Source organism: Fusibacter sp. (genome assembly GCF_057447755.1).
This window is the reverse complement of the sequence record NZ_JBVBZF010000064.1, coordinates 1-14,232: the sequence shown is the minus strand read 5'-3', so window position 1 is coordinate 14,232 and position 14,232 is coordinate 1. Positions and strand designations below refer to the sequence as shown.

Below are 14,232 nucleotides of genomic sequence, written 5' to 3'. Positions count from 1 at the left end.
GTAAATAATGACAACAAAGTCAAAAAGAACGAGAACGGTACATATTGAACTGCGGATATGCCTGTAAGCTGCCGAATGACAAGTCCATTTACATTCCACGGTATCAGGCCAACAACATTTAACCCAACGTTGGCTATGGCCATAACAAGCAGTTCACGCGGCAAGTTCATTTCATCATATTTACCTTTTAGATACTTGCCAGTGACCATTGCTGTCATGGCTTGAGAACATGTAATCATAGAGAGTATAAGGCCGAGAAGCGCTGTATTGCGAATCAGTGATGCCTCGGATTTAACGTTTCTCATAAAGGGTTCTATGATTACGTCAATAAGGGCGTCAGCTTCCAGAATACCATTTAAACAAGCACTAAAAAGGATAACCAGTAAAACGTTAATCATACCAAGTAAGCCTGTTGTTTTAAGCATTGAACTCAAAACTGCGTGATCGGTATGGTATCCATAATACATAAATTTTAGTAACTCCAGACCACCACCACCTTTGGATAAGAGCAGGAAGGCGGAAGTTATGGCTACCAATGATAAGACTTTATTGATAGGCACCTTAAAAATCAGGAGCACAATCATCATAACAAGCGGTAGGAGCAAATAAAACTTGGTTACAAAGACATCCATGATTATTTGATTTTGACTGAGCATATTGGCATCTATCACAAAAGGCCTTCCCATAATAAAAAAGAGTATTAGGGTGAGGCTGTAAGGAATGACAGAACTCTTAAGTAAAAGCGGAATGTTTTTACGAAAATCAGTATCGGTTACAGTGGAGGCCAAATGAAGGCCAGATGCCAGTGGTGATGTACGATCACCGAAGTAAGCGCCTGAAAGGAGTGCCCCTGTGAGCATAGGCAGGGAAATGTCCATTTGAAATGCCAGACTCATGAAGAGGGGGATTAAAATTGTTAAAGTGCCTATGGCAGTTCCCAGAAGTAATGAGAGCATGGTTGCCAATATGAAGGCAGCAAGTAAGATATTTTGGCCAATCATGAGTTCAGAAAACATCACAATAAATGTTGGCAATGCACCACAACCCATCATTAAGGGCAAGGTGATGCTGATTAAAAAAAGCAAAATAATGGTTTTGCGAATAGCCTTTAAATTATGAAAGACCAAAGAAGGAATCTCAGACTTGTGGTCACTCATGATAAATGCAATGATGACAGTTGCTAAAATTGCGGTGTAAAGCGGTATATTTGTTGATATGGCATAGATAACACTTATAATGAGACTCATGATAATCCAATAGGCTTTTTTCTTTCTTTTTGGGTCAATTAAGGTCATTTGAACTCTCCAGAATATGTCTTCCATTTCATGGTACTTAAACACATCTGAAAAGTCAATGAAACCTTAACAATCCTCAAAAATTATTTAAAGCGTTTTTGTAATTCTGCCTCAAGTGCCTCCATTGGAATATCTTGATTAGCCAAGAGCACAAGGTTGTGGTAGAAGAGGTCTGCCATTTCATAGAGGAGTTCTTCTCTTGAGTTCTTAGCGCCAATGATTACCTCTGCACTTTCTTCTCCTACTTTTTTTAGGATTTTATCGATACCTTTTTCGAAGAGATAGTTGGTATAACTCTTAGGGATTGGATTTGCTTTTCGATCTTCAATAACGGCCATTAAAGCATTAAAGACGCTTCTAGGTTCAGGTGTTTGATTGAAACAGGAATAAGCACCAGTATGACAAGCTGGACCTTCTTCATTGACAAGCATGAGTAGGGTATCTTGATCACAATCATACCTTATGTCCACCAAGGCCTGTTTATTACCTGAGGTTTCACCCTTGAACCAAAGTGATTTACGGCTTCTAGAATAAAAGTGAGTATAGCCAGTGGACATGCACTTTTCAAGTGCTTCTTTGTTGACATAAGCCAACATCAGTACGATTTTCGACTTTGCTGACTGGACAATTGCCGGTATGAGGTCACTTGTAAAAAGGGGGGCAAAATAAGTTCTTACAGGGATATTTTCGCGTTTTAGCTCAAACTTAACTTCTGGAATACTGACTTTTTTAGTGTGAAAAATACTGGCTGCCAATCCTGCTGAAACCTTGGTTTCCTTAAAGAGCTTGACAAAATCTTCTTTATTGCCAGCACCACCAGATGCTATGATTGGAACGTTAACAGCTTCAGAAATAGCCTTGAGTAATGGGATATCAAAGCCCTTTTTACTACCATCGGCATCAATTGAATTGATACAGAGTTCGCCAGCCCCTAAAGTGATACCCTCTAGAATCCAGTCAAGTGCCTCTCTACCCGTGTTCGTACGTCCGCCATGGGTGAAGACAATATATTTATCATCCATTTTTTTTATGTCCACCGAAAGGACCACACACTGAGCGCCATATTTGAGACTGGCTTCTTTGATTAATTCTGGATTTAAAAAGGCTTGAGTATTTATGGAAACCTTGTCTGCACCGGATTTTAATAGGGCATCAAAATCATCTATGGTCTTAACCCCACCCCCAATAGTGAAGGGAATATTTATGGTCTTTGCGATTTCAGAGACGAGATTTAGAAAGGGTCCCCTATTTTCAGTGGATGCCATGATGTCGTAAAATACGAGTTCATCAGCGCCAGTATCGCTATAATATTTTGCAATTTCAAGTGGATCGGCGATGGTGACAACATTTTCAAATTGTTGACCTTTAACCACTTTTCCCGCTTTAATGTCCAGACAGGGTATGATTCTCTTTGCTAGCATGATGTACCTCCTATTGCATTTAGGGCTTCCTTATAGGTAAATTTTTCTTCGTAAAAGGCTTTTCCGACGATAACGGATGGGATATCAAGTGCTTTAAGGACCTTTAGATCCTCTAGTGAACTGACACCGCCTGAGGCTATGATTTCAGCCGTGGTGAGTGATTTTATGCGTTTATAGGTTTCGACATCAGGACCGGTCATCATACCGTCTCTGGAGATGTTTGTGACCAGTAGGGACTGACAACCAATATCTGAAATGGTTTTGATAAAGGCGTTGAGGCTGATTTTACTTTCTTGTTGCCATCCTTCTGTCATGACATAATCGTTTTTAAAATCAATTGCACAAACAATCTGGGATGGATAGAGGTCAAGTATGGTCTTAAAGGTATTTAAATCTTTTAAGGCCAAGGACCCTATGACGATGCGGCTGACACCATTTTCAACTAGGGTTTCTACATCTTTTAAGGACCTAATACCACCACCGAACTGTATTTTCAGCGACGTTGCTCTAGAAATTTCACGAAGGTTACTTAGGTTAACAAATTGACCGTTTAAAGAACCATCCAAATCTACAATATGAATATCTTTTGCACCTTGTGACTCCCAAAATTTTGCTGCGTCTAGTGGATTGTCATAATACACTGTTTTTTGATTAAAGTCGCCTTGTGTGAGTCTTACACATTTTGAGCCACTGATATCAATTGCCGGGAAAATTCTCATGTTACCTCCTGTGTCTAAGCTTTAATATTGGTTAAATCATAAAATTTTTCAATGAGACTTGCACCCAATGCACTGCTTTTTTCAGGGTGAAATTGCATACCGTAGACATTGTCTTTTCCTACAATTGCAGGCACTTTGCATTTATCGTATTCTGAATAGGCATAGACCAAATCGTCGTCTTCAGGTGCTAGGAAGGAATGAACAAAATAGGCAGAACCCTCAAGGTTTGTAAAAGGGGAAACCCTGGTGAAAATCAGGTCATTCCATCCCATATGAGGGATTGTTTCAACTTGTTTTGGATCAAATCGAGTTATAGTGCCTGGGAGTAAGCCTAGGCCATCCCATTCTCCATTTTCTAGACTCTTTTCATATAGTAATTGCATGCCAAGACATATGCCTAAAACCGGTATTTTTTTTGAAACGGCTTCCTTAATAACCGCATCAAGTCCGAGTTGCTTGAGGGCTTTCATTGCGTCTTCAAATGCCCCAACGCCGGGTAAGATAATATGTGATGCCCCTAATATCTCAGCTGGAACAGATGAGAGTTTGGTCTCAGGGTCCATTTTTTTAAAGGCGTTTAGAACATTAAAAATGTTGCCGACGCCGTAATCAATAATGATGGTCATCTATAATACCCCCTTTGTGGTTGGAAGTGAATCGCCTGTAACGGCTAGTGCACGTCTAATTGTGATGGCTGTGCCTTTGAAGATTGCCTCTAAAATATGGTGAGTGCTTAAACCGGCAAGACTCTTAATGTGAAGTGCCATTTTCGCGTTTTGAAGGAATGCCGTCATGAATTCCAAGCACCACTGTGTTTCAAAGCCACTTGTAATGTGATTTGGATATGTGACATCAAAGGCGAGATAACTTCTGCCTGAAAGGTCAATGGCAATTTGTATGAGGGCTTCATCCATTGGAATTAAACTGTTTGCAAAGCGTTCAATACCTGTTTTATCCGGTAGGCTATCATTAAAGGCCTTGCCAAGCAATATGCCGACATCTTCAATAATGTGGTGGGGATCATCGCCGGTTACGGTTAATGTGAGGTTAAAACGTCCGTGTTTTGCAAACTGTTCTAGCATATGTGTGAAAAAGGGGATTGGCGTAGTGATACTGTATTGTCCGCTGCCATAGGGTTCAAAATCTAGTTCAATTTGTGTTTCTAAAGTTTTTCTGGTGAATTTCATTGGCCCACCGCCTCATCTAAGTTAAAAGATGTCTCAATGCAATTGAGGACCTGTTTGATTTCAAATTCGGTACCCACTGTAATTCTAAAGTAATCATTTAGATAGCTTTGTGAGAACTGTCTGATTTTGATTCCCCTGTCCACGAGTGCATCTATGAATGTATCTCTTGAAATTAACTCAGCGTTAAGTTTCATCCATACGAAATTACTATAAGAGTCATATACATCCAATGCGTCATATGTTTTGAGTTCTGAAATGAGCTTGTCCCTGTTTTTAATGATTTGAAGTCTGTTGAGATCAAGGGTCTCCTTGAAATCCTTTTTCATGAGTGCGATCCCTAGTGATTGAGAAAGTTTGCTAATGTTATAGGGATATTTACACTGGTATAGCTTCTCAATATTTGCCGCGTTTGACATACCAAAGCCAATTCTAAGACCAGCTAAACCATATGCTTTAGACAGGGTTTTAAGGACGATGAGATTGGGCAATTCATCAAGCATTTGAAGCATAGAATAGTCTTGATAATTTTCGCAAATGAATTCGCCATAAGCCTCATCAATGACAACGATGGCCTTAGTAGACTTAACGATTTCGATTAGGACCGTTGGTTGGATCAATGCCCCAGTGGGATTGTTGGGGTTGCAGATAAAAACGAGTTTTGGCTTAAGAATTTCTAAATATTCCACGAAGTTGGTCGCATCTAGTGTATAGTATTTTTCAGGCTGATATCGTCTAAATTCGCATTTGTAAATTGATGCCATGGTCTCATACATAACAAAGGATGGGTCAATTGAAACCACGAGATCTTTTGGTGTTGTAAAGGTCTTGTAGATTAAATCCAGGACTTCATCTGATCCGTTTCCTGCGATGATTTGATTTTCAGGTAAGCCTATATAATTGCCATAAGCTTCAATAAGCGCTGTTGCGTCTGCATCCGGATAACGGTTTAGGGCTTGAAGGTCGATTTCAGCAAGCAGTGCTTCAATTTGAGTTTCAGTCAAGGGGTAGGCAAGTTCGTTTGCATCAAGTTTTATAATTGTTTTTAAGTCATTCATAAAGTCACCTCACATGTTTAATTGGTCAATAATATGGTCAATTTGGGGTTGGTTGAATTTGTAGCTGGATTTATTGGCGATTAATACGGGGTTAATCGTTAAAACATCTTTGATAATCGAGAGCCCATTTTCTTTTAGTGTTGTGCCGGTTTCGACGATGTCGAAGATGACATCCGATAAATTTAAAATGGGTGCGAGTTCAACCGAGCCGTTTAAATAAATCGTTTTGGATAAGGGAAAATATTGTTTGCAGATATTTGGATATTTCGTGGCAATGGTCATTGGACCATCAAGATTCATTTCTTTATCAAATCCCGCTATGGAAAGCGTGCATTTGGAAAAGGGGAATTCCAAGAGTTCATAAAAGGATTCGCCAGATTCCAGTATGACATCTCTTCCGACGACACCTATATCGGCAATGCCGTTTGCAACATAGGTAGGAACATCTACTGGCTTCACCATGATCATTTTTATATTGCCGACTTGTACGATGAGCTTTCTGGAGTTCATTGCCTCTTCAGCCTTGAAAGCCTTAAGAAAAGCTTCGGCAATTCGGCCTTTTGAAAGTGCAAAAGTAATTGAGTTCATAGTCTGCCTCCTCCTAGTGGATACTCTTGTCCAGTTCGTCTACGGTCAAATACTGTTCGAATGCCGAATAAGGCATTTTCTGAACGTTGTTTTTTCTGATGTCAATTATTTTAGCTGCAGTATCTTGGAATAAAATCACCTTTTCAAAGTTTTCTTTTGACGCAAGGTCAATGGCATCTTTCTCAGTTTTGTAAGTTCTTAAGTTGACTTCAAAGCCCTTTTGGCGATAGTATTCTGCATATTCAATGCCCTTTTGGGAGAGCTCGGATTCAAGTAGTAATAAGCTGTTTTTACGTGTCATTTTTTTTACCTCCGTATAATTCATTAATAAATCAAGTGTAAGTGCAAAGCCTGCTGCACAATTTGCTTTTCCAAATTCGGTACTGAGTTGATCATAACGGCCACCGTTTAAAACCTCGGATGGACAATTTTTGATGAAGCCCTTAAGGACCAATCCGTTATAATAATTGAGTTCTGGTTTCAGTGTGAAATCCAACTGTGTGTTTTCAATTAAGCCATATGCCTCAAGTAGTTTACTTCTATTTTCAATTTGTTTGAGTATGGAGACCAATTGGTCTTTTAATGTTTGGGATTTAAAATTAATTTGTTCTATTAAAATTTGTGCTTGTTTTAGAACGGTTTCTGTGGGACCAAAGAGCTTAAAAAGTGCTTTCAGAAGCCTCCATTGATCATCTGTTGTATCTTTAAAAATAGCCAGTGTTTTTAAAGTCATCATATTCTTGGAGGGGAGTGCTTTTATTATGGCTTCTGTTTGCAACACATCAAATGGCATTGCTTTTAAGATTGTCTCCAAAAAGCTGACATCTCCGATATCAATCATGACATCCTTTGTGAACAATTTAAGGGATTTAACGGCAAGGACGATGATTTCAAGGTCGTGGATTAAGGTATCCTTTCCCAGGGTCTCTATACCAACCTGGGTTTCTTCATTGAGCTGACGGTGTCCCCACTTGTAGGTGGGTGCATAGTAGCATATCTTTTGCTCTATATTTGTTGCAGAAGATAGTCTGAGCATCTTCATAACGGAAATGGTAGGATCATTTTGGAGATAGAAAATTTCGCCTGATTGATCCATGAATTTCACTTGTGTGTTAATGGGATATTGCTGGTCTAGTTCTGAGATATAGGCAAGCTGTTCACAAGCTGGTATGGAGAGCTGTCTGTATCCGTACTGTGCGTACAGTTTCATTAAGGACGCCTGCATGGCGTATTTGTTTTGATTGATAATAAGCAAATTTGATTTCATATTTTGACCTCCATAAGTCGGGTATTGTCATTAAATACATATTTAGGTATAAAAAAAAGAGCCATATAGGACTAGCCTATATGACTCTCGTTATATATTCGATCATCATAGATACAAGCCCAATTCAGTAAGAATAACGAATAGGGCTCTACCTACGACGAAATTAATTCATCGGATGATAAATCCCTGATCTGTGATGATGATGAAATTGTGAGGATGAAAATGTATAATTATTCATAAAGCGAACCTCTTTTCTTGTATTGTTCACTATCTTACTGGGTTTTTTACATGATGTCAATAGAAAAAACAGAATTTTTATTCAAAATGTGACTTTTTCTTAAAGAATACCGGGATAAATTTTTTTAAATATTAATGAAAAGACCTTTAGTATGTCGAACTTTCTCTGTTATAATGAGTTGAAATCATCAAAAATGGAGGGGAAAAATGATCCATTACAAATGGGGTATAACGATTGCACTCGTGTTTATTGCCAGTATTGTCGCTTGTTTGAGCATGGGGGTCACTTTGCTTTTTGGATTTGTGACGACCCTGTTGATCACAAGCATGATCTTAAATGCAAAGGGCATTAAGGTAAAAAAGACACTTTCATACGCCCTTGAAGGCATTAATAGTGTCAAATCGATTTATTTTGTTATATTTATGATTGGTATTAATGTGGCCTTATGGATTGCATCTGGTATAGTACCATCTCTAATTTACTACGGTTTTTCAATCGTCAATCATGTGAATTTTATCTTGTTTGCTTTTTTGGTAACGGGTATTTTTGCACTATTTATCGGGACTGGCCTTGGCACATTAAGTACCATTGGGGTGGCGATCTTCTCCTTGGGCATTAGTGCAGGGATGCCTAAAGTTCTATTGTTGGGGGTTATTTTATCAGGTGCTTATGTGGCGGACCGATTGTCGCCAATTTCGGCTCTGGTCAATTTCACTTTAGAAACTGTAGGCGTTAGTTTTAAGGCCTATTTTATAAAAACATTGAAACAAATGCTGCCGGCCATGGTCATAACAGGTATTTTTTATCTATTGATGAGTATTAATGTGAAGTCCACGTTGACGGAGGCTTCAATTTTAGAATATAAAACCATATTATCAAATACATTCTATATTTCTGGCTGGTTTTTCATCGTTCCTATTGGGGTTCTTGCTTTATCCTTAAAGGGTTATAAATCCAATGTCACATTAGGTTTTGGCGTAATCACCAGTATGCTGATAGCTATAGGTGTTCAGCATGTTTCCTTGATTGAACTTTTCTCATATATGTTTAATGGCTTCCATACAAGCAGTGATGCGCAACTGATTCAGTCACTTCAAATCGGTGGCGCAAGGTCGATGATTGAGGTTGTCTTTATCGTTATGGGGGGGATTTCCATGAGCACAATTTTTGAAAAATGTGGCTGGATCAATCCATTGGTAAAATTCGTAACACTTAAATCACCAACTAAAACGGCTCTTTATTTAAGAACGAGCCTCTTGAGCATCGGACTAGATGCTCTAACTTGCGATCAAACTGTTGGCATTATTATTCCAGGTCGAAATCTAAAAGAGGCATTTGCAGACCATGGTCTAGATGCAGCTGACTTAGCGGCCATCATCGCCAACTCTGGGACGGCCATAGCGCCCTTAATGCCTTGGAATGTAAATGCTATTATCATACTTGCCATTACAGGTGTTCCAGCGACAGCCTTTGCACCCTTTATGATTTTAAATTTTGTTACGATTGTTTGGATCTTGTTCTACACATTTTTAGTGGAAAGTCGTGAGAAAATCAGAGTAAAACCACAAGGCAACTAAAACCATAAGATAACTAAAACCGTAAGATTAGATGCACATCAGGCAATAGAACCACAAGGTGACTGATTAAAATGCAATTAAGACCTGAATATTTAGAGTGAAATACAACACCAGATCAATTAATCTGGTGTTTTTTTTGTTATATACAACAAAATTTGAGCCGAAAGCTGTGACGAGAAATGTTTAATCTCAAACAGCATCAGCGAAAATTGGTTTGAGACATCGAAGGTGGCTCAAATGTTGTTTTTGCAAAACTTTTTGGCGATAATAAACGTCTAAGTGATGTAAGCTTACAAGTCAATGCAAAATAGGAGTATCTAAATGAAGAAGTATTACCAGCAAATTGAAATTTTTATAAGAGAAAATGAGCAAGCCATATATCGCCTTGCTTATAGCTACACAAAAAACCAAGAGGACGCACTAGATGTTATCCAAGACAGTATCGTTAAGGCTCTAAGGCGTTCCGGGACCCTAAAATCCCAAGACCAGTTAAGGGGATGGTTTTATAGAATTCTTATTAATACTGCAATAGATCATCTAAGAAAGCAAAAGAAAATAGTGGATATGACAGATGAAACTTTAAGTGATTTATTGATTTCAGATGACAAGATATTAGAGCAAATGGAAGTTTCAGAAATATTGGATTACTTGCCATTACAGTACAAGAGTATTTTGCATCTGCGTTTTTTTGAGGAGCTGAAAATTGAAACCATTGCACAGGTGTTGAACCTCAATATAAATACAGTAAAAACAAGGCTATATAAGGCATTGACTTTGTTAAGGATACAATTTGATTCAAGTGAAAAGGTGGGCGAAAATGAGTAAACTAAAGTTAAAATCCATAGATATCGTTAGGAATGACTATCATAATGTCGAAATCCCTGAGAACATGTCACAGATGATAGATGGCGTTATAAGGCAGGAGCGACAATATCAGTTTAAAAAGAAACTGAGAACTCAGATTCTAGGGCTTGCTTCGGTCTTGCTGATATTTGTCATGTCAATTAACATGAATCAAGCTTTTGCAATATCAATGCGTCAAGTGCCAGTTCTTGGAGACCTTGTTAAAGTACTTACTTTTAGAACTTATTCAGTGAACGATGCACTTTACCATGCAGAAATAGATATTCCAGTGATAGAAGGTCTTGAAGACACCGACCTTCAAAATCGGATCAATGAGAAATATCTTGAGGATAGTCAATTATTATACGAGAATTTTCAAAGGGATATGGCAGAATTACAAGCAGTAGGTGGAGGCCATCTCGGTGTGGATAGCGGCTTTATCGTCAAAACGGAAACGGATAAATTGCTTTCAATTGGACGATATGTGGTAAATACAGTGGGTTCATCTTCTACCGTGATGCACTATGATACCATAGACAAGGAAAACAGTTTCTTGTTAACCTTGCCGAGCCTCTTTAAGACAGATGATTATGTGGAGATTATCAGTGAGAATATTATTGACCAGATGAGAAGTCAGATGGCAGAAGATGAGAATATTTACTATTGGGTTGAAGATGAGGCCATCTCGAATTTTACGGTCATTAAAGCAGATCAGAATTTTTATATTTCAGACCAGGGAAAACTCGTAATCGCCTTTGATAAATATGAAGTAGCCCCAGGCTATATGGGCTTATGTGAGTTTGAAATTCCAACAGAAATATTGACAGATTATTTGGTGAGTTCGCATTATATACATTAATGGTTCCCCAAGTTTATGCCCAGTACATAAACTTGGGGAATTTTATTAACAATTTATAAAGAAACACTTACATGCGTTGACTTTATAAGGGGTTCAGCCTATACTGAGACTATCAAATAGTTTGATTGTCAAATAAATATAATATTAACAGTTTAAGAAATGAGGAAATCCATGAATTCAAAAGAAGTCGTTCTTAACACACTCTTGGTGGAACTTTTTAATAACATTATGACCATTGAGGAAAAGGCACTTCGATGTGAGAAATTTGAAGATTTATCTTTAACAGAATTCCATGTGATTGCTGCAATTGGTGTGAAAAACACCTTGAAAATGTCTGATATTGCCCCTAAATTAGGGATAACAGTGGGAACACTGACAATTTCCATTAATAATTTGCTCAAGAAAAATTACGTTATCAGAGAGCGCAGTGAAACGGATCGAAGAGTGGTTTATGTTTCTTTAACAGACCAAGGAAATGCAGCATTCCACCATCATGAAGCCTTTCATAAAGAAATGATTGATTTCACCTTGAATGCATTAAGTGAAACAGAAAGTGACATATTGACTAAATCGCTTTTTAAGATTATTAGATACTTTAAAGAGAAATATGAATAATACCTTCAAGTTTTAAAGTATGAAGCTTAAAATTAATTATTAGAGAAAGAGGGATGGCCATGAAAATCACATTAGTAACAGATAGCACTTGTGACTTGACACCAGAAGAGCTGAAGGCAGAAGGGATATTATTTGCATCACTGAAAGTCTTGTTTAAGGATGCGGAATATATCGATAAAGTTAATTTAACCAATAAGGCTTTTTATGAAAAAATGAAAAATTCACCTGAGTTGCCTACGACATCACAGGTAAATCCAAATGAGTTTTATGACATCTTTAATGCAGAGGTTGAAAAGGGCAACGAAGTCCTTGGTATATTTATATCTAGTGATTTGAGTGGAACTTTCAACTCAGCTAAGATTGCTAAGGATATGATTGACAGTGATAAAATTCATATTGTTGACAGTCGTACAACGAGTTTTTCCTTGGGACTAATCGTGATGAAGGTAAATGATTGGATCAAAGAAGGTAAGGATATGGAGACAATTAAATCAGACCTTCAAGTACTTGTTGAAAAGGCTCAACTCTACGGCATGTTGGATCAACTTGAAAACCTTAGAAAAGGTGGCAGATTGTCTTCTGGCACTGCTATGATTGGTAAAATGCTCAATCTAAAACCAATCATAGAAGTTAAAAATGGCCTTGTTGAAATGGCAAACAAGGTTAGAGGGACTCGAAAAGGCATGGCTTGGATGATGGAGCAACTTAAAAAGGATTATCCAAGTGGTGTTATAGAGGATATTGCAGTGGCACACTCCAATGACCCACAAAAAATGGCAGACCTAAAAGCACTCATTTTGGAGGAGTTTGATGTCTCTAAGATTTATGAAATTGAAGTGGGTTCAGTTGTGGGCACACATACTGGCGAAGGTGTTGTAGGCGTTGCCTATTTTAAAAAATAAAGCATTCTTAAAATAATTAAAGTACCTATAGCCACAGCTGTGGCTATAGGTACTTTTTTATATATCATTCGCTCTCATCCAGCTTATAGAAAGAATTACCAACTTGCAAAAGGCGGTTAGATGCTTCAAAACAAGGTTTTGGTGTTAAATGATGAATGGTGAATAGTGAATGATGAATGGTTAATGGTTAATGAAGGGATTGAATAACAAAATGCTATGTGATCATGAGATGCAAGTAAAAGGTCGTCGCCATGAAAAAGGAGAGTATGGCCAATGTAATTTGGTTAAAGCTAAGTTCCAATCGCTTTAGTTTTTCAAAGAGTGGATTCTTGCTTATAAAAAAGCGATAGACAAGCATACTTGCACCGTAAGTCACAATGTACTTTGGCCATTTTAAAAGTTGCGAATAACCACTATATTGCGAGTCATAAGTTGTAAAGACCTTAAAGAAATAATCACCAAACAGGCCAAGTAAAACACAAGATGTGGCCATAATCGTCAAGGCCATAATCGTATTGTTAGGTAATATTTTTTTACTCACTGGCTCTTGTAACATTGATTCTTGATCATCCCATAAAATATGCCAAAATTTTATAAATGACATCATTGTCCCCATATTGATTATGGTAAAGAGTATTTCAAAATAGCCACCGGAAAACCCTTTCATTATATAATACTTTGAATAGCCACCACTAAAGAATGGTGCACCTGTAATACTTAGAATTGCAATCACCATGATAAATGATACAAACTTTGATTTTTTTAAGAGGGCATTCATCTGCCTAATGTCTCTTGTGTGATAAATTTCAATCAAGATACCTGCCACAAGAAAGAGAAGGGTTTTAAAGATACCATGGGCGACAATATGGTATATACCGCCAAAATTGGCAGACTTGATTGCTGAACTTAGGCCGATGACCATTAAGCCAATTTGTGATACAGAATGGTAGGCAAGGATCAGTTTGATGTCGGTTTGAGCTAGGGCAAGTAAAAATCCTGCAATTGCTGTGAGAAAACCAATCCATACAAACAAGCTCGATATGGCGAAGACATCACTGAACATGAGTGCCATTCTTATATAGAGGTAAATCCCAATTTTGACGAAGATTCCAGATAAAACACCAGAGACAATTGAAGGGGCACTAGCAGTGCCATGCGCCTTTGGCAACCAGCTGAAAAGGGGCATAAGTGCCGCTTTAAGACTAATTCCAGTGATGATTAGGGCAAAGGGAATGATGAGTACCCTCTTATTGGTGATGGTCAAAACCATCCCTGAAACAGTGTCGAAGTCCAAAGCGCCCGTATATTTATAAAGATAGCCAATACCGAGCAAGAAAAAGGTCATTGCAATCATGTTGACCATCAGATAGATCATCCCGTCATACATGGACTGGCTGTCTTTTTTATACATAATTAAAATACTGACCACCACAGTGGCAACCTCTATCAAGATATAGACGTTAAAGAAGTCTGTGGAGAGAAAAACGCCATTTATAAGCCCCTGTAAACTTAAAAACAGGAAGATGAACAAATGGTTCATGTAAGACTTGTGGAAGTTGAACAACAACATCACAGCAAATAAGAAGTTGTTAAGCATAATCAGCGTGGCTGAGAGTGAATCCATTTGAAGTTTCATTCCCATGGGAAAGGGAATGCCAGATAAGGC

14 protein-coding genes are annotated in these 14,232 nt (G+C 38.0%); 5 read left to right on the top strand and 9 right to left on the bottom strand.

Annotated elements, in window-relative coordinates; all coding sequences use genetic code 11:
- The 8 genes from AC220I_RS09945 to AC220I_RS09910 all read right to left on the bottom strand — a co-directional run.
- A partial coding sequence (locus tag AC220I_RS09945) for a Na+/H+ antiporter NhaC family protein (protein WP_486723671.1) occupies positions 1–1,295 on the bottom strand: 1,295 nt, incomplete at its 3' end.
- An 83-nt stretch (positions 1,296–1,378) separates the two neighbouring features.
- Positions 1,379–2,716 carry an imidazole glycerol phosphate synthase subunit HisF gene (hisF, locus tag AC220I_RS09940; RefSeq protein WP_486723670.1) on the bottom strand — a complete coding sequence of 446 codons (1,338 nt, stop codon included), beginning with the start codon at positions 2,714–2,716 and terminating at the stop codon, positions 1,379–1,381.
- On the bottom strand, positions 2,710–3,435 hold the full coding sequence (gene hisA / locus AC220I_RS09935; RefSeq protein ID WP_486723669.1) for a 1-(5-phosphoribosyl)-5-[(5-phosphoribosylamino)methylideneamino]imidazole-4-carboxamide isomerase: 726 nt from the start codon (positions 3,433–3,435) through the stop codon (positions 2,710–2,712). The genes hisF and hisA overlap by 7 nt, the downstream gene beginning before the upstream one ends.
- Positions 3,436–3,449: 14 nt before the next feature.
- A complete protein-coding gene (gene hisH, locus AC220I_RS09930; protein WP_486723668.1) occupies positions 3,450–4,061 on the bottom strand; it encodes an imidazole glycerol phosphate synthase subunit HisH in 612 nt (203 codons plus the stop codon).
- Entirely contained in the window at positions 4,062–4,622 is a 561-nt protein-coding gene (hisB, locus tag AC220I_RS09925) for an imidazoleglycerol-phosphate dehydratase HisB (RefSeq protein WP_486723667.1), read from the bottom strand. It lies immediately after the preceding gene.
- Positions 4,619–5,677, bottom strand: coding sequence for a histidinol-phosphate transaminase (gene hisC / locus AC220I_RS09920; RefSeq protein WP_486723666.1), 1,059 nt, complete (start codon positions 5,675–5,677; stop codon positions 4,619–4,621). The genes hisB and hisC overlap by 4 nt, the downstream gene beginning before the upstream one ends.
- Positions 5,678–5,686: 9 nt before the next feature.
- A complete protein-coding gene (gene hisG / locus AC220I_RS09915) occupies positions 5,687–6,265 on the bottom strand; it encodes an ATP phosphoribosyltransferase (protein ID WP_486723665.1) in 579 nt (192 codons plus the stop codon).
- Between the two features lie 13 nt (positions 6,266–6,278).
- The gene (locus AC220I_RS09910) at positions 6,279–7,532 is read right to left on the bottom strand and encodes an ATP phosphoribosyltransferase regulatory subunit (RefSeq protein ID WP_486723664.1); all 1,254 of its coding nucleotides are present in this window, start codon (positions 7,530–7,532) and stop codon (positions 6,279–6,281) included.
- Between the two features lie 444 nt (positions 7,533–7,976).
- Between AC220I_RS09910 and AC220I_RS09905 the strand changes: the two genes are divergently transcribed.
- The 5 genes from AC220I_RS09905 to AC220I_RS09885 all read left to right on the top strand — a co-directional run bounded on the left by AC220I_RS09905 (position 7,977) and on the right by AC220I_RS09885 (position 12,566).
- Entirely contained in the window at positions 7,977–9,347 is a 1,371-nt protein-coding gene (locus tag AC220I_RS09905; protein ID WP_486723663.1) for a Na+/H+ antiporter NhaC family protein, read from the top strand.
- A gap of 321 nt (positions 9,348–9,668) precedes the next feature.
- A complete protein-coding gene (locus AC220I_RS09900; RefSeq protein ID WP_486723662.1) occupies positions 9,669–10,172 on the top strand; it encodes an RNA polymerase sigma factor in 504 nt (167 codons plus the stop codon).
- Positions 10,165–11,049: an anti-sigma-V factor RsiV gene (gene rsiV / locus AC220I_RS09895; RefSeq protein ID WP_486723661.1), complete on the top strand. Its 885-nt coding sequence runs from the start codon at positions 10,165–10,167 to the stop codon at positions 11,047–11,049. The genes AC220I_RS09900 and rsiV overlap by 8 nt, the downstream gene beginning before the upstream one ends.
- 171 nt (positions 11,050–11,220) lie before the next feature.
- Positions 11,221–11,664: a MarR family winged helix-turn-helix transcriptional regulator gene (locus AC220I_RS09890; RefSeq protein WP_486723660.1), complete on the top strand. Its 444-nt coding sequence runs from the start codon at positions 11,221–11,223 to the stop codon at positions 11,662–11,664.
- Positions 11,665–11,723: 59 nt separating this feature from the next.
- Entirely contained in the window at positions 11,724–12,566 is an 843-nt protein-coding gene (locus AC220I_RS09885; RefSeq protein ID WP_486723659.1) for a DegV family protein, read from the top strand.
- A gap of 214 nt (positions 12,567–12,780) precedes the next feature.
- On the opposite strand, the gene AC220I_RS09880 is transcribed toward AC220I_RS09885, so the two are convergent.
- Positions 12,781–14,232 (bottom strand): complex I subunit 5 family protein (locus AC220I_RS09880; protein ID WP_486723658.1); only part of this gene is annotated, 1,452 nt, incomplete at its 5' end.

Coding starts and splice junctions, on each gene's coding strand:
- hisA (WP_486723669.1), bottom strand. CDS start 3,435: ATGAGAATTTTCCCGGCAATTGATATCAGTGGCTCAAAATGTGTAAGA.
- hisG (WP_486723665.1), bottom strand. CDS start 6,265: ATGAACTCAATTACTTTTGCACTTTCAAAAGGCCGAATTGCCGAAGCT.
- hisF (WP_486723670.1), bottom strand. CDS start 2,716: ATGCTAGCAAAGAGAATCATACCCTGTCTGGACATTAAAGCGGGAAAA.
- AC220I_RS09910 (WP_486723664.1), bottom strand. CDS start 7,532: ATGAAATCAAATTTGCTTATTATCAATCAAAACAAATACGCCATGCAG.
- AC220I_RS09905 (WP_486723663.1), top strand. CDS start 7,977: ATGATCCATTACAAATGGGGTATAACGATTGCACTCGTGTTTATTGCC.
- hisB (WP_486723667.1), bottom strand. CDS start 4,622: ATGAAATTCACCAGAAAAACTTTAGAAACACAAATTGAACTAGATTTT.
- rsiV (WP_486723661.1), top strand. CDS start 10,165: ATGAGTAAACTAAAGTTAAAATCCATAGATATCGTTAGGAATGACTAT.
- AC220I_RS09900 (WP_486723662.1), top strand. CDS start 9,669: ATGAAGAAGTATTACCAGCAAATTGAAATTTTTATAAGAGAAAATGAG.
- AC220I_RS09885 (WP_486723659.1), top strand. CDS start 11,724: ATGAAAATCACATTAGTAACAGATAGCACTTGTGACTTGACACCAGAA.
- hisH (WP_486723668.1), bottom strand. CDS start 4,061: ATGACCATCATTATTGATTACGGCGTCGGCAACATTTTTAATGTTCTA.
- AC220I_RS09890 (WP_486723660.1), top strand. CDS start 11,221: ATGAATTCAAAAGAAGTCGTTCTTAACACACTCTTGGTGGAACTTTTT.
- hisC (WP_486723666.1), bottom strand. CDS start 5,677: ATGAATGACTTAAAAACAATTATAAAACTTGATGCAAACGAACTTGCC.